The sequence below is a fragment of the Latilactobacillus sp. VITA-14 genome (assembly GCF_046580785.1).
In the GTDB taxonomy this organism is placed as follows: Bacteria; Bacillota; Bacilli; order Lactobacillales; family Lactobacillaceae; genus Latilactobacillus; species Latilactobacillus curvatus.
The window spans coordinates 173,227-194,992 of sequence record NZ_JBJKTM010000001.1 but is presented as its reverse complement, the minus strand read 5'-3'; the positions used below and the strand labels follow the sequence as shown (position 1 = coordinate 194,992).

At 42.1% G+C, this 21,766-nt stretch carries 24 protein-coding genes and 2 other annotated features; of the genes, 21 read left to right on the top strand and 3 right to left on the bottom strand.

Annotated features, from left to right (window positions below; genetic code table 11):
- Positions 1–97: 97 nt before the first annotated feature.
- From ACF1X7_RS01010 to rplT, 4 genes are all read left to right on the top strand, one after another.
- Positions 98–1,204 (top strand): lactate oxidase, encoded by a 1,107-nt coding sequence (locus ACF1X7_RS01010; RefSeq protein ID WP_065825451.1) that lies wholly within the window; start codon positions 98–100, stop codon positions 1,202–1,204.
- A 70-nt stretch (positions 1,205–1,274) separates the two neighbouring features.
- Positions 1,275–1,411: a sequence feature (ribosomal protein L20 leader region), on the top strand.
- 55 nt (positions 1,412–1,466) lie between these two features.
- A complete protein-coding gene (infC, locus tag ACF1X7_RS01005; protein ID WP_004265288.1) occupies positions 1,467–1,970 on the top strand; it encodes a translation initiation factor IF-3 in 504 nt (167 codons plus the stop codon).
- Between the two features lie 34 nt (positions 1,971–2,004).
- The gene (rpmI, locus tag ACF1X7_RS01000; protein ID WP_004265303.1) at positions 2,005–2,205 is read left to right on the top strand and encodes a 50S ribosomal protein L35; all 201 of its coding nucleotides are present in this window, start codon (positions 2,005–2,007) and stop codon (positions 2,203–2,205) included.
- 84 nt (positions 2,206–2,289) lie between these two features.
- On the top strand, positions 2,290–2,649 hold the full coding sequence (rplT, locus tag ACF1X7_RS00995) for a 50S ribosomal protein L20 (protein ID WP_039099011.1): 360 nt from the start codon (positions 2,290–2,292) through the stop codon (positions 2,647–2,649).
- A gap of 71 nt (positions 2,650–2,720) precedes the next feature.
- Here the strand turns inward: rplT and ACF1X7_RS00990 are convergent, their stop codons facing one another.
- Positions 2,721–3,656: an NADP-dependent oxidoreductase gene (locus tag ACF1X7_RS00990; RefSeq protein ID WP_035185948.1), complete on the bottom strand. Its 936-nt coding sequence runs from the start codon at positions 3,654–3,656 to the stop codon at positions 2,721–2,723.
- A 556-nt stretch (positions 3,657–4,212) separates the two neighbouring features.
- On the opposite strand from ACF1X7_RS00990, the gene ACF1X7_RS00985 reads away from it, so the two are divergent.
- The 12 genes from ACF1X7_RS00985 to ACF1X7_RS00930 all read left to right on the top strand — a co-directional run bounded on the left by ACF1X7_RS00985 (position 4,213) and on the right by ACF1X7_RS00930 (position 14,656).
- The gene (locus ACF1X7_RS00985) at positions 4,213–4,743 is read left to right on the top strand and encodes a YqeG family HAD IIIA-type phosphatase (RefSeq protein ID WP_039099012.1); all 531 of its coding nucleotides are present in this window, start codon (positions 4,213–4,215) and stop codon (positions 4,741–4,743) included.
- A complete protein-coding gene (gene yqeH / locus ACF1X7_RS00980) occupies positions 4,736–5,869 on the top strand; it encodes a ribosome biogenesis GTPase YqeH (protein ID WP_039099013.1) in 1,134 nt (377 codons plus the stop codon). Before ACF1X7_RS00985 ends, yqeH begins: the two co-directional genes overlap by 8 nt.
- 21 nt (positions 5,870–5,890) lie before the next feature.
- Positions 5,891–6,208 (top strand): YhbY family RNA-binding protein, encoded by a 318-nt coding sequence (locus ACF1X7_RS00975; protein ID WP_004265227.1) that lies wholly within the window; start codon positions 5,891–5,893, stop codon positions 6,206–6,208.
- 15 nt (positions 6,209–6,223) lie between these two features.
- Positions 6,224–6,865, top strand: a complete 642-nt coding sequence (locus ACF1X7_RS00970; RefSeq protein ID WP_064777352.1) for a nicotinate-nucleotide adenylyltransferase — start codon at positions 6,224–6,226, stop codon at positions 6,863–6,865.
- The gene (gene yqeK / locus ACF1X7_RS00965) at positions 6,858–7,460 is read left to right on the top strand and encodes a bis(5'-nucleosyl)-tetraphosphatase (symmetrical) YqeK (protein ID WP_004265192.1); all 603 of its coding nucleotides are present in this window, start codon (positions 6,858–6,860) and stop codon (positions 7,458–7,460) included. The genes ACF1X7_RS00970 and yqeK overlap by 8 nt, the downstream gene beginning before the upstream one ends.
- Positions 7,461–7,472: 12 nt before the next feature.
- Positions 7,473–7,832, top strand: a complete 360-nt coding sequence (gene rsfS, locus ACF1X7_RS00960) for a ribosome silencing factor (RefSeq protein WP_411162351.1) — start codon at positions 7,473–7,475, stop codon at positions 7,830–7,832.
- On the top strand, positions 7,829–8,560 hold the full coding sequence (locus ACF1X7_RS00955; protein WP_004265190.1) for a class I SAM-dependent DNA methyltransferase: 732 nt from the start codon (positions 7,829–7,831) through the stop codon (positions 8,558–8,560). The genes rsfS and ACF1X7_RS00955 overlap by 4 nt, the downstream gene beginning before the upstream one ends.
- Before the next feature lie 11 nt (positions 8,561–8,571).
- Positions 8,572–9,747, top strand: a complete 1,176-nt coding sequence (locus ACF1X7_RS00950; RefSeq protein WP_411162350.1) for a nucleotidyltransferase — start codon at positions 8,572–8,574, stop codon at positions 9,745–9,747.
- The gene (locus ACF1X7_RS00945; RefSeq protein WP_004265358.1) at positions 9,741–10,301 is read left to right on the top strand and encodes a DUF177 domain-containing protein; all 561 of its coding nucleotides are present in this window, start codon (positions 9,741–9,743) and stop codon (positions 10,299–10,301) included. Before ACF1X7_RS00950 ends, ACF1X7_RS00945 begins: the two co-directional genes overlap by 7 nt.
- 162 nt (positions 10,302–10,463) lie before the next feature.
- Positions 10,464–11,885, top strand: a complete 1,422-nt coding sequence (gndA, locus tag ACF1X7_RS00940; RefSeq protein ID WP_056966059.1) for an NADP-dependent phosphogluconate dehydrogenase — start codon at positions 10,464–10,466, stop codon at positions 11,883–11,885.
- 585 nt (positions 11,886–12,470) lie between these two features.
- Complete coding sequence (locus ACF1X7_RS00935; protein WP_035185953.1) at positions 12,471–13,157, top strand: response regulator transcription factor; 687 nt, start codon at positions 12,471–12,473, stop codon at positions 13,155–13,157.
- Entirely contained in the window at positions 13,157–14,656 is a 1,500-nt protein-coding gene (locus ACF1X7_RS00930) for a HAMP domain-containing histidine kinase (RefSeq protein ID WP_064777350.1), read from the top strand. Before ACF1X7_RS00935 ends, ACF1X7_RS00930 begins: the two co-directional genes overlap by 1 nt.
- Positions 14,657–14,712: 56 nt before the next feature.
- Here the strand turns inward: ACF1X7_RS00930 and yidC are convergent, their stop codons facing one another.
- Positions 14,713–15,705, bottom strand: coding sequence for a membrane protein insertase YidC (gene yidC, locus ACF1X7_RS00925; protein ID WP_004265351.1), 993 nt, complete (start codon positions 15,703–15,705; stop codon positions 14,713–14,715).
- Positions 15,706–15,767: 62 nt separating this feature from the next.
- Positions 15,768–16,046, bottom strand: a complete 279-nt coding sequence (locus ACF1X7_RS00920) for an acylphosphatase (RefSeq protein WP_054644053.1) — start codon at positions 16,044–16,046, stop codon at positions 15,768–15,770.
- Positions 16,047–16,169: 123 nt separating this feature from the next.
- Between ACF1X7_RS00920 and ACF1X7_RS00915 the strand changes: the two genes are divergently transcribed.
- The 5 genes from ACF1X7_RS00915 to pheT all read left to right on the top strand — a co-directional run bounded on the left by ACF1X7_RS00915 (position 16,170) and on the right by pheT (position 21,738).
- Positions 16,170–16,931, top strand: a complete 762-nt coding sequence (locus ACF1X7_RS00915) for a TrmH family RNA methyltransferase (RefSeq protein ID WP_064777348.1) — start codon at positions 16,170–16,172, stop codon at positions 16,929–16,931.
- Between the two features lie 114 nt (positions 16,932–17,045).
- Entirely contained in the window at positions 17,046–17,552 is a 507-nt protein-coding gene (locus tag ACF1X7_RS00910; protein ID WP_004265191.1) for an HD domain-containing protein, read from the top strand.
- 128 nt (positions 17,553–17,680) lie between these two features.
- On the top strand, positions 17,681–17,986 hold the full coding sequence (locus ACF1X7_RS00905; RefSeq protein ID WP_411162354.1) for a winged helix-turn-helix transcriptional regulator: 306 nt from the start codon (positions 17,681–17,683) through the stop codon (positions 17,984–17,986).
- 34 nt (positions 17,987–18,020) lie between these two features.
- Positions 18,021–18,222: a binding site (T-box leader), on the top strand.
- A 45-nt stretch (positions 18,223–18,267) separates the two neighbouring features.
- Positions 18,268–19,314, top strand: coding sequence for a phenylalanine--tRNA ligase subunit alpha (pheS, locus tag ACF1X7_RS00900; RefSeq protein ID WP_004265294.1), 1,047 nt, complete (start codon positions 18,268–18,270; stop codon positions 19,312–19,314).
- A gap of 3 nt (positions 19,315–19,317) precedes the next feature.
- Positions 19,318–21,738 carry a phenylalanine--tRNA ligase subunit beta gene (gene pheT / locus ACF1X7_RS00895; protein ID WP_069468003.1) on the top strand — a complete coding sequence of 807 codons (2,421 nt, stop codon included), beginning with the start codon at positions 19,318–19,320 and terminating at the stop codon, positions 21,736–21,738.
- Positions 21,739–21,766: the final 28 nt, after the last annotated feature.

Sequence of the window (21,766 nt, the reverse complement as noted above, 5' to 3'; positions counted from 1 at the left end):
TCGGACGTTTTTTTGTTTTTTTAATTGCGCACAACTAAAAAAGCGGTATAATAAATATGTAAACGATTCCAATCGTTGATTAATGGGAGGCGTTATTATGACGACAGAAAAATATCAAGCAGGTTCAGCAGAGCAACCATTGGACATTATTAACCTCTATGACTTGGAAAAAGAAGCCGGCGAAGTTGTTCCCAAGGGTGGCTTTGGGTATATTTACAGTGGCGCGGGTGATCTTTATACCATTAACGAAAATATTACGGCATTTAATCACAAATACATCGCACCACGGGTTTTACAAGATATCGAAAATCCAGATACAACTACCGAAATCTTTGGCGATCACTTAACATCACCAATCATTATGGCACCTGTTGCAGCTCATAAGTTAGTGAATACTAAAGGGGAAGCGGCAACCGCTAAAGGCGTGGCTGATTACGGTTCAATCTTAACCATGAGTTCATTTGCGTCAGCAAGTATCGATGATATGGCAACCGCAGCAGATGGCGCACCGCAATGGTTCCAACTCTATATGAGTAAGGACAACGATATCAATCGTAAGATTTTAGACGAAGCGATGGCGCATAACGTTAAAGCGATTGTCTTAACAGCTGATGCCACAGTTGGTGGTAACCGCGAAACCGATAAACGCAATCATTTTACATTCCCAGTCGGGTTACCAATCGTTGAAGCTTACCAAACAGGTGTGGGCCAAACAATGGATGCCGTCTACAAATCAGCTAAACAACGTTTGAACCCTAAAGATGTTGAATTCATTTCTGAATACACACATTTACCAGTCTTTGTTAAAGGGATTCAAACAGCAGAAGACGTTGAAATTGCACTTCAAGCCGGTGCTAAAGGGATTTGGGTATCCAACCACGGTGGTCGTCAATTAGACGGTGGCCCTGCAGCCTTTGATTCATTACACGTCGTTGCTAAGGCAGTTAATAAACGGGTACCAATCGTCTTTGATAGTGGTGTGCGTCGTGGTCAACACGTCTTTAAAGCATTGGCTGAAGGGGCAGACATCGTTGCAATTGGGCGCCCAGTCATTTACGGATTAGCACTTGGCGGTGCACAAGGGGTACAAAGTGTCTTTAACTACTTGCAAAAAGAATTAGAATTAGTCATGCAATTAGCTGGTACACACAACATTGACGAAGTAAAAGCCACGCACTTAGTGGACAATCATTACGGCAACTAAGTACACGTAAATTTAAATGCGGGATTTCCTTGACTTTAAATTCCTAACCGAGTATACTTATTTTCGTTGAGAAATAAAGCAGAAGTTCCCGCTTCTCGCCTTAGTAGACACTTGATGTCTCTGGGCTGATAGTTTCTAATTCGGACGAACTAAGTAACCGAACAAGCGGGCCTTTCTGTTATGAGAGGGCCGCTTTTTTTATTACTTAGCTGCATTTTCTCTCTAAACTTTATGGAGGTGAAGAGTCATAGCAAAAGATTTGATGGTTAACGATGGTATTCGTGCACGAGAATTGCGTTTGATTGCTCAAGATGGCGAACAACTTGGTATTAAGAGTACTCAAGATGCAATTGCATTAGCTGATCAAGCTAATATGGATGTTGTTTTGGTTTCACCAAACGCAAAACCACCCGTTGCTCGTATTATGGACTATGGTAAGTACCGTTTCGAGCTTCAAAAGAAACAACGTGACGCTCGTAAGAAGCAGAAAACCATTAACCTCAAAGAGGTTCGTCTTAGTCCCACAATTGAACAAAATGATTTTAATACTAAGTTGAACAATGCACGTAAGTTCCTTGGCAAAGGCGATAAAGTGAAAGCTTCTATTCGTTTCAAGGGGCGCGCAATTACGCATAAAGAAATTGGGCAACGTGTATTGGAAAGACTTGCTAAAGAAACAGAGGACATCGCTAAAGTTACAGCACGTCCTAAAATGGATGGCCGTAGCATGTTCTTAATGTTAGAACCGCTAAAGGACCAAAAATAAAAAGTCTGTTTCTGATTTATTAGGAGGAAATATCATGCCAAAATTTAAGACACACCGTGCTTCAGCAAAACGTTTTAAACGTACAGGTAATGGCGGCCTAAAACGCAGCCACGCCTACACAAGTCACCGTTTCCACGGCAAGACTAAGAAACAACGTCGTCAATTAAGAAAATCTGGAATGGTTTCAAATAGCGATATGAGACGTATCCGTCAAATGTTATCAGGCCTTAAATAAGCCATAGCATTTTCGGATTCAAGCAAAAATTAGATCAGTACAGCAACGCTTTGACGTTGTTTGTTATTCAAGGAGGAAATTCTTATGCCACGTGTTAAAGGTGGAACAGTGACGCGCAAACGTCGTAAAAAGATTTTAAAATTAGCCAAGGGTTATCGCGGCGCTAAACATTTATTATTCAAATCAGCAAATACTCAAGTAATGGTTTCATACCGTTATGCATTCCGTGATCGTCGTCAACGTAAACGTGACTTCCGTAAGTTATGGATTGCTCGTATCAATGCTGCTGCTCGTATGAACAACATCTCATACAGCCAATTAATGCACGGTTTAAGAGTCGCTGAAATCGACATGAACCGTAAGATGTTAGCTGACTTAGCTGTTAACGATGCTGCTGCATTTACATCAGTTGTTGAAGCTGCTAAAGATGCATTAAACAAATAATTAAAGATCAAAAAAAGAGTCTGGGACAAAACTTCGTTTTGTTCTAGACTCTTTCTTTTATCATTATAAAATTAGTGGCTAATAACAATCTTACCTGGGGCATGATGACTCTCAAGGAGCTTGTGGCCTTCAATAATGCCTTCCAAAGTAAATGGGAGCGTCTTGAAGACGGTATTGTGTAGTAAACCTTGATCGATCAATTCATTTAAATCTTGTAAGGCGGTTAAATCTGCATAATCCTTACGCGGATAGACAGATTGGTAATTGATGTCAGCGCGTTGTTGATCGTCTGTTGGTAAGATGGTCGTTGAAGTGAATGTGCCACCTGGTGCAACTAAGTTATTGAGGCGTTCAGTTGATTCTGGATCGCGACTTAAGTTGATACCGATTTTAGCGGTCTGCGCAAGTCGTTCGAAGTCAGATGGCTGATCATAAGCAATTACTTCTTGGACACCGAATGAGCGCAGATAGTCTAGGTTAGCACTATTGGCAATTGCAATCACGTTTAAATGAGCTGCTAAGCTTAATTGAACGAGTAAACTACCAACGGCACCACTGGCACCCATAATAGCGATTGTATCGCCGTGTTTAAAGTTTGTGAAGTGCATCAGCGTATTGTAAGCAGTGATGCCGGCACTGGGTAAACCGGCTGCTTCAGCGATACTCATGCTGGCTGGCTTACGGAGAATCTTCGCAGTACTAGCCGTTACGTATTCGCTATAAGCACCCATTGATCGGTGATTGATGACGATTTCGCCAACGCGGTAATCATCGACGTCAGCACCAAGTTCAACGATTTCACCAACCACATCTGTACCAGGAAAGATTGGGAAGGGTAATGGGCGCACTGAATCTTGTGAACCATTCCGTAGTGCAACATCGTATGGATTCAATCCAGCAGCGAGCACTTTAATGAGGACTTGGTTGTCCTTTGGAGTTGGTTGAGGCTGATCGAAACGTTCGAAAACGTCAGGGCCGCCAAAGTGATTAAAACCGAATTTTTCCATAACAAACACATCCTCTCAATTTCTTTAAACGTACCAGAGTTGGGGCTAAAAGTCGATTAGTTTGACTTATGGATTTAAATGGATTAGGAATTAGTTGGAAATTATGGAAATTAACCGCGTAAAGGTGCAATTTGGTGTCAAATACCCTATAATTAATCAGTGACTAGATTAAAAAGAAGTGCGTCAGTAGACGGTTATATTTCGAGGACTAGCCTAGTCTGGCGAATGACCAACTTGTTGGTCGTTTGACGGACGTCGCTAGCCGCAGAAATATGCCTACTGAGACACGTTAGAAAAGAAGTGCGTTCAAACCTGGTATACTCCGAGCACTAGCCTAACAAGGCGAATGGCTGCTGCAAGCAATCGTTTGACTTGTGTCGCTAGGCACAGGAATATGGTTTGAAAAGCACGTTAAAGAAAAGAAGTGCGTCATCCACGGTTAGCTTCCGAGCATTTGCCTAACTTAGCGAGTTGGCGCTGCAAGCGCCGATCTGATAAGTGTAGCAAAGCGCAAGAAGCTGTTGATGAAAGCACATTAAAGTCGAGGGGACAGTACATGCTAAAGAATTTCAAGCCAACTTGGATGGTCAATGCCATCTACGACTTAACACCAGAACAACTTAAGGCAAAAGGGATTAAGGCCGTTTTAACAGATTTAGATAATACGTTAATTGCGTGGAATAACCCCGATGGCACACCACAGTTAAAAGCTTGGTTAGCACAGATGCAAGCTGCCGAAATCACCGTGATGGTTGTTTCAAATAACAACCATGATCGCGTGCAACGCGCGCTCAGTGAATTGCAATTACCATTCATTGCTCGGGCGAACAAGCCATTGGCAACTGGGATTACCAAAGCGAAGAAGCAGCTTGGCCTTTCGCGACATGAAGTGGTGATGGTTGGCGATCAATTGATTACCGATATGCATGCCGGTAATGTGGCTGGCGTCCGGACGATATTGGTCAAACCCATTATTGACAGTGATGCCTGGAATACATCGATTAATCGATTCTTTGAAAAATATATTATGCAACAACTACTAAAAAAACACGCAGATTTAACTTGGCGGGAGGATTTAAATGACTGAAACACAACAAACTGAGGAAGAACTATTTTGTATTGGCTGTGGCGCTCGCATCCAAACAACGGACAAAGAAGCACTCGGCTATACGCCCAATTCAGCGCTTAAAAAAGGCTTGGAAACGGGTCAATTGTATTGCCAACGTTGTTTTAGATTACGACACTACAACGAAATCAGTGATATCAAATTAAATGATGATGATTTCTTAGCCTTATTGAACCAAATTGGCGACAGTGACGCGTTGATCGTAAACGTCGTCGATATCTTCGATTTTAATGGGAGTTTAATTCCAGGGTTACATCGTTTTATCGGCGATAACCCCGTGATTTTAGTGGGGAATAAGGTTGATATCTTACCATCTGCTCTTAACCCAAATAAAGTGATCAATTGGATTCAAAAAGAAGCGAAAGAACATGGCTTACATCCGGTTGAAACGATGTTGGTCAGTGCTAAAAAAGGGAATTCAGTTGATGAATTATTGGCCGTGATTGAACGCGAACGTAAAGGCCGCGATGTCTATGTTGTTGGGGTGACGAACGTTGGTAAATCAACGTTGATTAACCGCATTATCAAGCAAACTGGGATTTTAGATAGCGACGTGATTACGACGTCACAATTCCCAGGAACGACTTTAGATCGCATCGATATTCCATTGTATGAAGATGATCATGCATTGATTGATACACCAGGGATTATGCATGCCCAACAAATGGCGCATTATTTACATGATAAAGACTTACGGTTGATTGCGCCGCAAAAGCGGATTAAACCAAAAGTATACCAATTAAATGAACAACAAACATTGTTCTTGGGTGGGTTAGCTCGTTTTGATTTCATTCAAGGTGCACGGCATGGCTTTGTCGGTTATTTTGACAATGAACTTTACATTCACCGGACTAAACTTGAAAATGCAGATCAATTCTACGCTAAGCAATTAGGGGACATGCTACAGCCACCACATCCAGAAGATTTAGCTGATTTTCCAGAACTCCAACGGTATGAATTCTCAACAAAGCAAAAGAGTGATTTAGTGTTTGCTGGGTTAGGCTGGATTACGTTACCAGAAAATGTCGTGGTTGCGGGATATGCGCCTAAAGGTGTCTCAGTCATGATTCGGAAAGCATTAATTTAATTAGGGAAGGAAGTATCGCACGTGTTAACAGGCAAACAAAAACATTACTTACGCGGTTTAGCGCAAACCACTAAACCACTTTTTCAACTAGGCAAAAACGGCTTAAGCCAAACTTATTTCGAACAAATTGAAGAGGCCATCGAAAAACGAGAACTCGTTAAGATTAACTTGTTACAAACAACAGAAGTGACCGTTGATGAATTAGCCAACTTCTTAAAACAACATGACAGTCGCATCGAAATTGCGCAAAAAATTGGACGAACATTGGTGATTTATAAAGCTTCACGGAAAGAAAAATACCAAAAGATTTCAACGATTGTTACTAAGCTCGGACGCTAATAAGGCGGTGATCAGATGCAAAGTGCAACGCTAAAGCAGACAAATCATGTGACTGAACCGGACGTGTTGGTTGTAGAAGATGGCCATCGCTTGCAAGTCGGCATTATGGGGGGCACATTTAACCCGCCACACATCGGTCATTTAGTGATGGCAGAACAAGTTCGTAGCCAACTCGGTCTCGATAAAATTTTGTTTATGCCAGATGCCAATCCACCGCACGTTGATGAGAAAAAAACATTACTAGCAAAACACCGTGTTGCAATGGTAGAACGTGCCATCGCTGACAATTCGCATTTTGAACTCGATTTAACGGAGATTGAACGTGGCGGTGTCAGTTACACCTACGATACGATCGTGGCATTAAAACAACAACACCCTGAAATCGATTATTATTTCATCATTGGCGGTGATATGGTCGACTACTTGCCTACTTGGTATCGAATTGATGATTTAGTGCAGTTAGTCCAATTTGTTGGTGTTAAACGAACAGGGTATGCTCAACAAACGCCGTATCCAGTCTTATGGGTGGACGCACCGGTAATTGATGTCAGTTCAACGCAAATTCGCAATAAGATTCAACAAGGCTGTTCAGTGCGGTACTTGTTACCGGACCCAGTCTTTGAATACATTCAAAAAGAGGGCCTCTATCATGAGTGATTTTGTTTATCAAGAAAACATCGTGCCGTATACACGGGCTGAGTTAGTGGCTAAAGTTGCCGCTAACTTATCTGAAAGCCGATTTGAACATTGTTTGCGTGTGGAAGCCACCGCGATTCAATTAGCACAAAAAAATGGCGCAGATGTTGAACGCGCGGCAATTGCTGGTTTAGTGCATGACTATGCTAAGCAATTACCAGATGAAACGTTCATTGAAGCGATTAAAACGCAAGGCTTTGATCCAGAACTACTCAATTACGGTAATGCCATCTGGCACGGTGTTGTTGGTGCTTATTTCATTGAACGTGATTTAGAAATCCATGATGAAACGATTTTAAATGCTGTGCGTCGTCATACGATTGGTGCGCCAGAAATGACCTTGATTGATCAGATTTTATTTGTGGCGGATTTTGTCGAACCTGGGCGCAATTTTCCGGGCGCAGAAGCTGCTCGTGAGACAGCAATGGCTGATTTAGCAGCCGGCGTGCGGTATGAAATCTTAAATACATTGACCTTTTTAATTCAGGGCAAGAAGCAGATTTATCCGAAAACAATCGACACATACAATGCTTGGGTACCGACTCAAGCCAAATAAAGGAGAACTTTAGTGAAAAGTTTAGATATTTTAAAAATTGCTGTGCAAGCAGCTGATAGCAAACGAGCAGAAGACATCGTCGCAATGAACATGGAAGGCATCAGTTTATTAGCTGATTACTTCGTGATGTTAACTGGGACGTCAGAACGTCAATTAGGCGCAATTATTGACGCCATTGAAGACGCAGAAGAAGAAAATGGCGTTTTCGTAAAACACATCGAAGGTAAAAAGGGTTCACGTTGGATCTTGATGGACTTTGGCGATATCGTTATCAATGCCTTCATGCCAGAAGAACGTGCCTTATACAACCTTGAAAAACTTTGGGATCAAGCACCACTTGTTGATGTTTCCGAATGGTTGGATGAAGAATGATTTACCAAAGCTTTGCAACCGTCTATGACCGTTTGATGGATCATTCATTATATGGTCAATGGCGGGATTACACGTTGCAGACGTTACAAAATAAACATCGAGTCCTAGAACTAGCTTGTGGGGCTGGTGATTTAGCCATCTTGCTAAAACAAGCAGGGCTAGAGGTTGTCGGCTTAGATTTATCGGCCGAGATGTTGAGTATCGCTTCTGAAAAGGCGTCTGAAGCCGAGGTCGAGTTACCTTTATTACAAGGCGACATGCTTGACTTAGGCGAAATTGGGACGTTTGAAGCGGTCACTTGTTTTGACGACTCGATCTGTTACATGCCAGATTTAGCGCATGTCCAACAAGTTTTTGAACAAGTTTATCGAACTTTAGAGCCAGGTGGTCAATTTCTATTTGATGCCCATTCACTTTATCAAATGGATGAGCTTTTCCCAGGTTTTATGTATAACGATAAGACGGCAGAAACGGCCTTCATGTGGACGAGTTACGCAGGTGAAGTACCACATTCAGTTGAACATGATCTCAGCTTTTTTATCTGGGATGACGAGATTGACGGTTATCAAGAACTTAATGAATTACACCATGAACGAACTTATCCGGTGGTAGATTATGTTGCAGCATTAGAAGCTGCTGGGTTCAAGAATGTATCAGTCAGTGCTGATTTTGGCCAAGAAGCCGTTCAAGAAGATAGTGTGCGTTGGTTCTTTAGCGCAGTGAAATAGGCGGAGGACGCATGAGAATTACGGGGATTATTGCGGAATATAATCCGCTACATAATGGACATCGGTATCAATTGCAACAGGCGCGGGCAGCTTCGCACGCAGATTTAGTGATTGTCTGCATGAGCGGTAACTATGTGCAAAGAGGTGAACCCGCGATTTTGGACAAATGGACGCGCGCACAACTTGCTTTGAGCAATGGTGCTGATATGGTCGTCGAATTGCCATTTGCCAGTGCTGTCCAACCTGCAGACCGTTTTGCTGATGGGGCCGTCAAGTTATTGGCGGCGCTTGGTTGTCAGACCTTAGCGTTTGGCAGTGAATATCCAACGTTTGACTATCAGCAAGTCGGGCAACAGATTTTAGCTTTAAAGGCCAAGTCACAGACGTTTATTGATTATCAAAAAACTTATGCGACGCAGCTCAATGAGTTTTATCAAGCAGAATTAAATTTAAATTTAGATCAACCCAATCACCTCTTAGGGGTCAGTTATGCGGTTGCCAACGCGCAACTTGAAGTGCCAATGCAGTTGCTTGCGATTAAGCGTGAGCAGGCACAACACGGCGATCAAACGATTGGCGCGGGACAATTTGCTAGTGCCAGTGCTATCCGACAGGCGGCAACAAAGGGTGATGACTGGGCACAGTTAGCCCCAGTGATGCCGCATTCGACTTTAACAGCGCTCCAGACTCAATCGCATCTGGATTGGGACCAACTATGGCCGCTATTGAAATACCGAATTGAAAGTACACCCCTTGCCCAACTTCGGCAGATTTATCAGATGTCAGAGGGCTTGGAGTACCGTTTCAAAAGGGTGATTCATTCAGTCAATCGGTATGCCGAGTTGTTACAGGCACTTAAAACAAAGCGATATACTTATGCACGCTTGAAACGGGTTTGTTTATACGTCCTGTTGAATATTCAACAAACGGATATTGAACAATCATTAGCGCAGCGGCCCATCCATTTGCTTGGCTTTAACCAAGTCGGCCAGGCGCATTTGCACACGTTGAAAAAAACGCTCGATCAACCACTTATCAGTAAGGTCTCAGCTAAATTGGGTGCCGAAGAGGGCCCACTGGGGTTAGAGGTGCGAGTTGATCGATTACAAGAACAGTTTGGCTGGCAATCACAGAATTTTGCCCGCCAACCGATTTTTAACCAAAGAAAGGATGACGAGCATTGTTAAAATGGACAGTCCAATCATTATTAAAACATCGTGATCATCCATTGATGTTTAAAGAAACATTGATGTTAAAAGAAAGTTTACAAAAAAGAGAAGCTGATGTCCTAGATGCTACACCATTTGTAGTAGACGGTGAATTAACGGTTGACCAGCGCGCTGTAATTGCACGCGTACATGTGGTCGGGACATTAACAGTGCCTTCAACGCGGAGTTTAGATCCAGTAGCCTTGCCAATGGATTTTGAATTCACTGAAATCTACGTTGATCCAGAAGACGAGCAGTTGGGACGATTTACGGACGAAGATATTTTGTTCCCAATCGAAGGCGAAGCCCTAGAGCTACAGGTAGCTGTTGAAGATCACATTCTCTTGCACATTCCAAGTCACATCCTAACACCAGAAGAAGAACAAGATGATGTGATGCCAGCCGGACAGTCGTGGTCAGTCATTTCTGAAGAAGCCTATGCTAAGCAACAGGCTGAAGAAGAAACGGCACCCAATCCTGAATTTGCTAAGCTTAAACAATTATTAGAAGAACAAAACAATGACGCCGACTAAGTTTGGCGTTTTTTTATACCCAATTTGTTAAATGGACCGGACCAAATTAGTTAAAATGCTTTTATTTAAAGCGTAATTCTGCTAACATAAACACAGTAGACGCGTTGTCGTTTTGATAGTCAACAACGCTTAAATTTAGAAATCATTTAGGAGGCCTTTTACATGAGTCAACCACAAATCGGTGTCATCGGGATGGCAGTTATGGGCAAGAACTTAGCATTAAACATTGAAAGTCGCGGTTACACCGTTGCGATTTATAACCGAACAGGTGCTAAGACAGAAGCAGTGATGCAAGATCACAGCGAAAAGAAATTGGTACCAAGCTATACAATTGAAGAATTTGTTCAATCATTAGAAAAACCACGGCGAATCATCTTAATGGTTAAAGCCGGCGCTGGTACAGATGCTGTCATCAACGAATTGTTACCTTTATTAGATAAAGGTGATATTTTAATCGATGGCGGGAACACCTTCTTTGGCGATACAATTCGTCGGAATGCTGAACTAGATAAGTCAGGCATTAACTTTATCGGAATGGGTGTTTCTGGTGGTGAATTAGGCGCATTAGAAGGCCCTTCAATGATGCCAGGCGGTCAAAAAGAAGCTTATGAATTAGTTGCACCAATCTTAGAACAAATGTCAGCAAAGGCTGAAGATGGCCAACCATGTGTCACATACATCGGGCCAAACGGTGCTGGTCACTATGTTAAGATGGTCCACAACGGGATCGAATATGGTGATATGGAACTCATCTCAGAAAGTTATAATTTATTGAGAAACGTTGTTGGTTTATCTGTTGAAGAAATCGCTGATGTCTTCAAAGAATGGAACCACGGCGAATTAGACAGTTATTTAATGGAAATCACAGCGGACATCTTAACGCGAAAAGATGATTTAGAAACGGATAAACCAATTGTCGACGTCATCTTAGATGCTGCTGGTAACAAAGGAACTGGTAAGTGGAGTTCACAAAGCGCCCTTGAATTGGGTGTGCCACAATCATTGATTACAGAATCTGTTTATGCACGTTATATTTCAGCAATGAAAGACGAACGGGTGGCTGCAAGCAAGATTTTACCAGCCCCAACCGTTGCTAAATTAACAGAAGATAAAAAAGAATTAATCGAAAAGATTCGCCAAGCATTGTACTTCAGCAAGATCATGAGCTATGCGCAAGGCTTTGAACAAATGCGGGTTGCTTCAGATCAATATGACTGGTCATTAAACTATGGCGAAATCGCTAAGATCTGGCGTGAAGGCTGTATCATTCGGGCCCGTTTCTTACAAAAGATTACGGATGCCTTTGATAAAAAAGCTGATTTAAACAACTTATTGTTGGATGATTACTTCTTAGATATTACAAAGAATTATCAAGGCGCTGTTCGTGACGTAGCTGCAATGGCCATCCAACAAGGTGTGCCAGCACCTGGTTTCTCAGCTGCTATCACATATTTTGATTCATATCGTTCAGAAGTATTACCAGCAAACTTAATCCAAGCACAACGCGATTACTTTGGTGCGCACACATACCAAAGAACAGACCGCGAAGGCACATTCCATTATACTTGGTATAAAGAACAATAGAGTGCGCAAGTAGACGGGGATGCGCTGAGGATTAGTGGAATATCGTAAATGAGCGGTGAAACCGATCGTTTGCGGTATGTAACTAACCGGAAGCGGATGTCTACTGGAGCACGTTTTAGTACAAGAGTGCTGACTATTGCATTTAGTCATTGAGCATTAATAAAAAATTGCCATTAATCCCGGTTTTAGGATTAATGGCAATTTTAGATTAAGCGGAAATGGCTTCGACGGGATGCGCGTTTTAAAATAGAGTGATGAGTCGAACGTTTTTGGCTTTGAGGATTAACAGAAAAATGATGCTTATGGTGGTTCTTAGCCATAAGCATCATTTTACGGTTAACCGGAAAAGACAGTTCGAGGAAGCACGTTTCTCTAAACACCCGAGCCGATTATTAAGGCGCAGGTGTTTTTTCGATTATTACCAAATTGCCATCAGATGAGAGTCAGATTAATTAGTTATTTAATTGGAACTATGCTAGAATGGAAAGGTAAGCCGATTTTGGCGCTTGAGGTTTCTTAGAGAATTCTTATCATTGATTAGAATTTAGAGAGTCCATTAAAAATTCTTTTTTGGGGAGTGACTAAATGAGTCGCATATTGATTATTGAAGATGAGAAAAATTTAGCTCGATTTGTGGAACTTGAATTAAAGCATGAGGGTTATGAGACAGAGGTCCATTTCAATGGGCGTACTGGTTTAGAAGCTGCCTTGAATGAAGAATGGGACGCGATTTTATTAGACTTGATGTTACCTGAATTAAACGGGTTAGAAGTCTGCCGTCGGGTCCGCCAAGTTAAGAATACGCCAATCATTATGATGACGGCTCGTGATTCAGTGATTGACCGTGTTTCTGGGTTAGATCATGGCGCAGACGATTATATCGTTAAGCCTTTTGCCATTGAAGAATTATTAGCGCGTTTACGGGCATTGCTACGGCGAATTGATATCGAAGGCGAACATAACGCTGCTAAACAAACGACGGTTACTTACCGTGATTTAACGGTTGAAAAAGAAAACCGAGTTGTTCGGCGTGGTGATGATGTGATTGAACTAACGAAACGTGAATATGAATTATTATTAACATTGATGGAAAACGTCAACGTTGTTTTGGCACGCGATGTCTTACTCAGCAAAGTTTGGGGTTACGATTCGGATGTTGAAACCAATGTTGTCGATGTTTATATCCGTTACTTACGAAATAAAATTGATCGTTCTGGCGAACAAAGTTACATTCAAACGGTTCGTGGAATGGGTTATGTGATGCGCTCGTGATGCAGGACGAAACGGTAGCATCGACAACAAATAAGGGTCGTAAAATATCGTTAAAGGTGAAATGGGCAGCTGCGGTTGGGTTGGCCATTTTTATCACCTTTGCGATTTTTTCAATTGTGATCTTTAGTAGTATCTCTAATATCTTGCTACACAGAGAAGTCGATAATGTACACGATACGGTGACCGTCGTACAAGCGAGATTGTCCAGCAATGGGCCACATCTTACAGAAGGCTTTGTCACCAATCAATTGGATCCGAACCGTCACAGCCCTAAAGCCATCTATCAAGATGCGGTTTTAACGCGGTTAGCACAACAGGATGTTACAGTTAAGATTTATGATGCAAACAAGAAGGGTTTGTTTGCATCGCGCGGGGCGATTGGTCCGTTTCCAAAAGGCGATACGGATACATTAAAACGCAAAGCTATTTTTGGTAAGATGCGGCTGATTGGCATTAGTCCGATTAAGACAAGTCAAAACCGTGTAATTGGTTATGTAGAGGTGGTCAATAACGTCCGTGATTATAACCACGCTATGACTGAATTAAGAATTGTGTTAGTTGTGGTTGTCTTTTTTGCTATGTTATTTAGTGCATTGATTGGCTATTTATTAGCCAACCAATTCTTGCGACCAATCGAAGTTATTAAAAAAACGATAGAAGCCATTAATTCAGAGCCTAATTCAGATGTCCGAATTCCTGAGACTGGGCATAGTCAAGATGAATTATCTGATCTGGTCAGTGCGTTTAATGGTATGTTGAATCGAATTCAGCATTATTTCGAACAGCAAGACCAGTTCGTCAGTGATGTTTCGCATGAGTTGCGGACACCAGTTGCGATTATTGAAGGGCATCTACAACTGCTCAATCGATGGGGGAAAGATGATCCAGAGGTACTGGAAGAATCTTTAGCGGCTTCGTTACAAGAAATCTTGCGGATGAAAAATTTAATTCAAGAAATGCTTGATTTAACACGGGCAGATAAAGTCGTGACTGAAGGAACGACTGAAGTGACCGATGTCGGGGAAGTTGTTCTTCAGAATTACCATAACTTCGAGATGTTATATCCAGAATTTAATTTTATGCTCGACAATGATTTGCACCAACCAGCGCTAGTGCATGTTAATCGAAATCACTTAGAACAAATTATGATTATTCTGTTGGATAATGCGATTAAATATTCAACGATACGTAAAGAAGTTCATATTGCCGTCGCTAGTGATGAGCGGTATGCGCAAGTGGCCGTGCAAGACTTTGGTGAAGGTATTTCGGAAGAAGATAAGAAGAAAGTCTTTCACCGGTTCTATCGCGTTGACAAAGCACGGAGTCGGGAAAAAGGTGGCAATGGATTGGGATTAGCAATTGCCCAACAACTCGTTGAAGGCTATGACGGGAATGTGTCGCTAGAAAGTAGCGTTGGCTACGGTTCTGTTTTTAGAGTTGAGTTACCACTGATTCGTGAAGTAGAACCAAAATCAGAAGAACCAGTTAATACGGATTAAAAAAGCGGTGCGCTTCAATCATCTAATTGATTGAGGCGCACCGCTTTTTTTGTTGGTTAAGCTTGTGGCTTATGCCGTTGCTTACCTGAGTTGCGTTTGCCAGCTACTTTAGGTGTAGCGACAGTTGGGTTGCTTGTTTCTGTTGGTGTTTCTGTGACGTCGGCAGCTGGTTTGACTGCTGCTTTTTGAGTGAACATTTCTTTTGTGACAACCGTGACGATTGGTTTTTCCTTAATTTCTTGATCGATCCGTTTTTTAACACGAGGCATGATGATGAATGTCGTGATTAATTGTTGAATCACCATGATAATCCCACCGGCTAAGAAATAAAGTGCTAAACCGGCTGGTGCAAATAACGAAATGAAGAATGTAATCGCAGGACTCATTAGGACGGTTGTTTGCATTTGTTTCTTTTGTTCAGCAGGCATCCCGACTAATGAAAGTGCACTTTGACCGACATATAAGAGGGTCGCAATCACAGTAATGATAATGTTTGGGCTCCCAAGACCGATCCCAAAGAAGTGGCTACTTGAAATTTCAGGTGAGTATTGGATGGCTTGATACAAACCAGAGAAGATTGGTAATTGAATTAATAAGGTTAAACAACCAAGACTTGGCATCATGCTTGAATCATTTTCCTTATAAACCTTCATCATCAACTGGCTAAGTTCAGCCTTTTCTTCAGGGGTTGTTGCCGCTTTTTGTTGTTCTTGGATAATATCTAATTGCGGTTTCAAGCGACGGGTCTTTTCTTGTTGGGCCGTCATCTTATTCGATTGGTTCAACATTAATGGGAGTAAAATCATCCGCACAACGAATGTGATGATGATAATTGCCCAGCCGTAACCATTGATGCCACCGAAAACATCAGCAATGCGTTCCATAATATGTTGGAGCGGCACGGCGATGTATTTATAGGATGAACCATAGATTAAGCCGGTTGGGACTTTGGGATGGCTGCTCATTTTTTGTGGAACACAGCCAGCGAGAAAGAATGTAACGGTCATTGTAAGCATCGCGAGTGTCGCGAAGCGTTTAGAATTTTTCATAAATTTAGCCCTTTCAAGATAAGTTTCAACAAGTGTAACTATACTTGAAGGGGCTAGGTTTTTCAACTGACAACCGAAAATTTATGACACGCTGACACATTTTCGAGCGGTGTTTGAATGACACGGTCGACGCGCCCACTAGGGGTGGGAGAAGCTTTGACAGCACCGATAAATTTTTCGAGTGCGTCTGCTGGGCCCATCGCAATAATTTTAACGGAGCCGTCGTCACGATTGGCAACGGTACCTGTGATATGGAGTTTATCGGCGACCAATTTGGTCATCCAGCGAAATCCGACGCCTTGCACGCGGCCATAGACTTCAAGTTGAATTGCATTTTGCATTGTCATCACCTCCTCTTCATTGTAAGCTGTTCAACCCGATTTGGCGATTAAAAAGCGACCCTTGATAGAATTTACCCACTAAGTCGCGTATAATAGAAAGTACTAAATAGACTGGAGCACAACATGGAATACATTCAATCGAATCAAAACACTAAAATTAAGGCGGCTAAGAAATTAACCGTTAAGAAAAACCAACGTAAAGAAAATACGTATCTACTAGAGGGCTGGCATTTAGTCCAAGAAGCAATCCAAAATAAGGCCGTCATCCGCCAAGTTTTCGCCACTGAAAAATATGTGGACGAACGCGCATTGCGCGGTCTTTACGATGAAACTTTTGAAATTGCACCAGAAGTGGCGCAACACTTGAGTGAAACTAAAGCACCCCAAGGCATTTTTGCCGTTGTTGAAATGTCTGAAACATCGGTACCAGAAAAATTAACGGGTCGTTACTTATTATTAGATGCTGTTCAAGATCCTGGTAATATCGGCACAATGATTCGGACAGCCGACGCAGCAGACTTTGCCGGCGTTGTTTTAGGCAATGGCAGTGTTGACTTGTATAATCCAAAACTCTTGCGGTCAATGCAAGGCAGTCACTTCCATTTACCAATTTATCAAGGTAACTTGATGGACTGGATGAAGAAATTCAATTCGCAAGACGTCCCAGTTTATGGAACGGAATTAAATCCAGAGGCCATCAGTTATCAAGATGTGCCTAAAGCAAATGACATGGCCTTGATTCTAGGTAATGAAGGGAACGGCGTGAATGAAAACGTCTTAGCAGCCACAACGCAAAATATTTACATCCCAATTCCAGGGAATGCTGAATCATTAAACGTGGCAGTCGCAGCTGGGATTTTAATGTTCAAGTTGATTGAAGCTTAATTCTTAATTTTTTCTAACAAACGTAACTTTTTAAGGCGTTTAACTTCTTTTTTGAACGAAAAGCTGTTATCCTTGTGGCAGAATTTGAATTTAAAAAATGTCAGGAGTCTTTGAATGAATTCAACAGCAAAATGGTACGATGACGCGGATTACATGGCTCTAATTGCCGATTTATTAGCTAAAGATGAAGTCCAAAAATTAGCGAACTATACGCAACATCATCATTCAGATCGTTTGGAACATTCGCTAAGCGTCTCTTATCGCAGTTATGAACTTGCCAAGAAGTGGCATCTTGATACGCGAGCAATTGCACGCGCGGGCTTATTACATGATTTATTCTATTATGACTGGCGTGATACGAAGTTCGATTTAGGCACACATGCTTATATCCATCCGCGCATTGCGCTTCGGAATGCCGAAAAATTAACAGAACTCTCACCTAAAGAAAAAGACATCATCGTTAAACACATGTGGGGCGCAACTGTTAGTCGTCCGAAATATAAGGAAAGTTACATTGTATCGATAGTCGATGATTATTGTGCTGTGACGGAATTTTGTACACCAATGTGGACGAAATTTAAACAAAAAGTTCTCCGCCAAACACCGGCAATTAACAAGTAAAGATGCTTCAAGCTGATAGGTTGCTTTTTGCAGCCTTTTTCAGTACACTTCTTATTAATAAGTGTGAGGTGAAAATAATGGTGATTGTAAAAGAAAACGCAAATGCTGACTGTTAAGAGGCCTTCCAACTGTGTCCTAAATTTGAAAAGACTTTTTCAATTTTAGGTAAGAAGTGGAACGGCCTGATTATCGATGTCCTATTAGAAAACGGGGCACAACGGTTTAAAAACTTAGTGCACAGTGTGCCTAAGTGCAGTGATCGCGTATTGGTTGAACGATTGAAGGAACTAGAACAAGAAGGCATTGTTGCGCGGATTACCAGTGATGATTCTGCGTTGATTGAATATCGATTGACCACTAAAGGTGAAGAATTAGCGCCAGTAATGGCTGCTATTCACGATTGGTCAAACGACTGGTATGCGACAGAAGCCTAGTTGCTAATTGCGGTTATTTACGTTAAAATACAATTATTAAACAAAGACGAAAAAGAGTAACCTAATCATTAGTTTTCAGGGAGAATAATCAGTTGACTGCAAGTTATTCAACTAAGTTTAGGTGAAGTTCACTTTCTGAGTTGACCATTGGTCCGGTATTGCCCGTTAGCGCAAACTTGAGTGTATGACTGGAATGGTCGTAAACTAGGGTGGTACCGCGAAGCTTCGTCCCTTTTTGAGGGACGGGCTTTTTTTGTTGAAAAAAATAAGGAGGAATTGCAATGTCATTAAAGGAACAATTAGAAAACTTACAGCAAAAGAGTCTGCAAGAAATTCAAAGAGTTGTTGATTTAGAGGCGTTAAATCAAATTCGAGTGGAAGTGCTCGGTAAAAAAGGACCGATTACAGAAGTTTTACGCGGCATGCGTGATTTAAGTAATGAAGAACGACCTAAGGTGGGGGCATTTGCTAATGAAATCAAGAGTGATTTGGCAGAAGCAATCGAAACCCGGAAGGCAGAATTAGAAGCCAAGAAGGCAGCAGCCCAACTGGCTCACGAAACATTAGATGTTACATTACCTGGCCAACCGGTCAAAAAAGGGACCCCGCATGTCTTAACTCAAGTGATTGATGATTTAGAAGATTTATTTATCGGAATGGGTTATCAAGTCGTTGCTGGCTATGAAGTGGAAGATGAAAAACATAACTTTGAAATGTTAAACATGCCAGCTAATCATCCAGCCCGTGATATGCAAGATACGTTCTATATTACTAATGATTTATTGATGCGCACGCACATGTCACCCAATGAAGCACGTGACTTGGAAAACCATGACTTTGCTAATGGTCCCATTAAGATGATTAGTCCCGGCCGTGTTTACCGCCGTGATACAGATGATGCAACGCATTCGCATCAATTCTATCAAATGGAAGGCCAAGTGATTGATAAAAACATTACAATGGCAGACTTAAAGGGAACCTTAGAATACACGATTCACCATATTTTTGGTGAAGACCGTGATTTACGTTTCCGGCCAAGTTACTTTCCATTCACGGAACCATCTGTTGAAGTGGATATTTCTTGTTTCCGTTGTGATGGTAAAGGCTGTAATGTCTGCAAGCAAACTGGCTGGATTGAAGTTTTAGGGGCTGGGATGACACATCCGAACGTCTTAAAAGCCGGCGGTGTCGACTCAGATGTCTATGGTGGATTCGCCTTTGGGCTCGGGGTTGATCGCTTTGCAATGTTGAAATATGGTGTGGATGATATCCGGAACTTCTACTTAAATGACGTTCGATTCTTAAATCAATTCACACAGGAGGGCTAGACCATGAAAGTTTCTTACAACTGGTTAAAAGATTATTTAGATTTGACAACTGCCCCAGAGGCATTGGCTGAAAAAATTACCCGAACAGGGATTGAAGTGGCTGATGTCGCGCAAAAGAGCGCGGGCTTGAAAAAAATTGTGGTGGGACATATTTTAAGTTGTGAACCCCATCCGGATTCTGATCACTTGAATGTTTGCCAAGTGGATGTTGGTGAAGATGAACCCTTCCAAATTGTTTGTGGTGCACCCAATGTCGCTGCTGGCCAATATGTAGTCGTTGCATTACCTAATTCTCGGATTGCTGACAACGTTAAGATTAAAAAAGGCAAGATGCGCGGCGTGGTTTCAATGGGGATGATTTGTGGCTTACAAGAAATTGGCTTTGCCGATAGCGTTGTGCCTAAGGAATATGTTGATGGCATCTTTGTCTTCCCAGAAGCAATTGAACCTGGGACAGAAGTTTATGAAGCACTTGGGATGACTGATTACATTATCGATCTTGACCTCACCGCTAACCGAGCCGATGCGCTTGGCATCCACGGTGTGGCCCATGAAGTGGCCGCCATTGAATCATTGACACCTCATTTTGAAGATATCGTAGTGACTGAAAGCAACGTTCAAACAGCTGATCAATTGACTGCTCAAGTTGCTGATGAACAATTAGCACCAAGTTATCACTTGCGTATGTTGCAAAACGTGACCGTCCAACCAAGTCCAATGTGGCTACAGACGCGTTTATGGAATGCTGGCATCCGCCCCATTAATAACCTTGTTGATGTGACGAACTACATGATGTTAACGTATGGGCAACCTTTACACGCGTTTGATGCGGATGCTCTAACGGGTGATCACAAACAAATCGAAGTTCGTTTAGCCAAGACGGGCGAAAAATTAACGACCCTTGATGAAGGCAAACATGACTTAACAAATGAAGATATCGTCATTACAGATGGTCATCAACCAATTGCGCTAGCAGGGGTCATGGGTGGTTTGAACTCACAAATTACTGCTGATACGAAAAATGTGATTATCGAAGCCGCAGTTTTTGCACCAACTGCAGTTCGTAAAACGGCTCAACGCCATAACTTGCGTTCAGATGCGTCATCACGGTTTGAAAAAGGCGTGAATGTTGCTGATGTTCAAACAGCCTTAGATGCTGCTGCTATGATGATGGCAGACCTTGGTAATGGGCAAGTGACTGCTGGTACAGTTAGCCCAACTAACTTAGTGCCAACTGACAAAGTGATTGAAATCGAAGCTGACCGGATTAATCGCGTCTTAGGCACAGAGATTGCAACGCAAACAATTGTTGAATTATTAGAACGATTTGGTTTTAGTGTGGTCAATACTGATAATCATTTAACAGTAACGATTCCATCACGGCGTTGGGATATTGAAATCCAAGCGGATATCATTGAAGAAGTCGCTCGTTTATACGGTTACGATAACTTACCAAGCACATTGCCAACTGGCGATATGACAACCGGGGCATTAACGACTGAACAAAAGGCACTCCGTAAAACCCGGCATACACTTGAAGGTGCTGGTTTAACGCAAGCAATTAGTTATGCATTAACGACCCCTGAAAAAGCGCGTCAATTTACGCTTGTTGATTCGGCGCTGACAGCACTTGATTGGCCAATGACGCAAGATCATGCGCACTTACGCATGAACTTGATTACTGGTTTATTGGACGATGCTGCTTACAATGTGGCACGTAAACAAACTGATCTTGCACTATACGAACAAGGACGGGTATTTTTAAAACAAGCAGACGACCAAGTTCGGCCAACAGAAATTGAATATGTGGCTGGCTTAATGAGTGGCAATCGCCAAATGAAGACTTGGCAAGCTGCCGCAGCACCAGTTGATTTCTACACAATCAAAGGTGTGGTTGAAATGTTGATGGCAAGTTACAACTTAGCGGATGCAATCAGTTATCAACCAACACAAGCTTATCCAGAAATGCATCCTGGCCGAACGGCAGCCATTTACGTTGGTGAACAACTGGTTGGATTTGTTGGTCAAATTCATCCAGCAGTTGCGAAAGCTAATCATTTAAAAGAAACTTATGTTTTCCAATTAGATTTAGCACAAATCCTAGCCTTGCCAACCCAAACAGTGATTGCTAAACCAGCACCTAAATTCCCTGAAGTAACGCGGGATATTGCAATTCAGGTGTCTGATCAAGTTTCAAATGCCGCAATTGTTGAAGCCATCAAAGCAAAGGGTGGCGCCCACTTAGTTTCAGTTGAACTTTTCGATGTTTACGCAGGGAGTCATATTGAGGCTGGTGAGAAGTCAATGGCTTACACCTTAACGTACCTCAATGAGGCAGCTACTTTAACAGAAGAAGAAGTTAACGCTGCTTTTGAAAAAGTAGTCGCTGAATTAGTTGCTACTTTTGATGCCAAAATCCGTTAATCTCGAATCTTTAATGCAATTTTTGAAT

Excerpts from the sequence above, each read along its gene's own strand:
- ACF1X7_RS00970 (WP_064777352.1), top strand. The coding sequence starts at position 6,224 with ATGCAAAGTGCAACGCTAAAGCAGACAAATCATGTGACTGAACCGGAC.
- ACF1X7_RS00910 (WP_004265191.1), top strand. The coding sequence starts at position 17,046 with ATGAATTCAACAGCAAAATGGTACGATGACGCGGATTACATGGCTCTA.
- ACF1X7_RS00985 (WP_039099012.1), top strand. The coding sequence starts at position 4,213 with ATGCTAAAGAATTTCAAGCCAACTTGGATGGTCAATGCCATCTACGAC.
- yidC (WP_004265351.1), bottom strand. The coding sequence starts at position 15,705 with ATGAAAAATTCTAAACGCTTCGCGACACTCGCGATGCTTACAATGACC.
- ACF1X7_RS00935 (WP_035185953.1), top strand. The coding sequence starts at position 12,471 with ATGAGTCGCATATTGATTATTGAAGATGAGAAAAATTTAGCTCGATTT.
- ACF1X7_RS00915 (WP_064777348.1), top strand. The coding sequence starts at position 16,170 with ATGGAATACATTCAATCGAATCAAAACACTAAAATTAAGGCGGCTAAG.
- ACF1X7_RS00920 (WP_054644053.1), bottom strand. The coding sequence starts at position 16,046 with ATGCAAAATGCAATTCAACTTGAAGTCTATGGCCGCGTGCAAGGCGTC.
- rpmI (WP_004265303.1), top strand. The coding sequence starts at position 2,005 with ATGCCAAAATTTAAGACACACCGTGCTTCAGCAAAACGTTTTAAACGT.
- infC (WP_004265288.1), top strand. The coding sequence starts at position 1,467 with ATGGTTAACGATGGTATTCGTGCACGAGAATTGCGTTTGATTGCTCAA.
- yqeK (WP_004265192.1), top strand. The coding sequence starts at position 6,858 with ATGAGTGATTTTGTTTATCAAGAAAACATCGTGCCGTATACACGGGCT.
- pheS (WP_004265294.1), top strand. The coding sequence starts at position 18,268 with ATGTCATTAAAGGAACAATTAGAAAACTTACAGCAAAAGAGTCTGCAA.
- rplT (WP_039099011.1), top strand. The coding sequence starts at position 2,290 with ATGCCACGTGTTAAAGGTGGAACAGTGACGCGCAAACGTCGTAAAAAG.
- ACF1X7_RS00990 (WP_035185948.1), bottom strand. The coding sequence starts at position 3,656 with ATGGAAAAATTCGGTTTTAATCACTTTGGCGGCCCTGACGTTTTCGAA.
- yqeH (WP_039099013.1), top strand. The coding sequence starts at position 4,736 with ATGACTGAAACACAACAAACTGAGGAAGAACTATTTTGTATTGGCTGT.
- ACF1X7_RS00930 (WP_064777350.1), top strand. The coding sequence starts at position 13,157 with ATGCAGGACGAAACGGTAGCATCGACAACAAATAAGGGTCGTAAAATA.
- ACF1X7_RS01010 (WP_065825451.1), top strand. The coding sequence starts at position 98 with ATGACGACAGAAAAATATCAAGCAGGTTCAGCAGAGCAACCATTGGAC.
- pheT (WP_069468003.1), top strand. The coding sequence starts at position 19,318 with ATGAAAGTTTCTTACAACTGGTTAAAAGATTATTTAGATTTGACAACT.
- gndA (WP_056966059.1), top strand. The coding sequence starts at position 10,464 with ATGAGTCAACCACAAATCGGTGTCATCGGGATGGCAGTTATGGGCAAG.
- ACF1X7_RS00950 (WP_411162350.1), top strand. The coding sequence starts at position 8,572 with ATGAGAATTACGGGGATTATTGCGGAATATAATCCGCTACATAATGGA.
- ACF1X7_RS00955 (WP_004265190.1), top strand. The coding sequence starts at position 7,829 with ATGATTTACCAAAGCTTTGCAACCGTCTATGACCGTTTGATGGATCAT.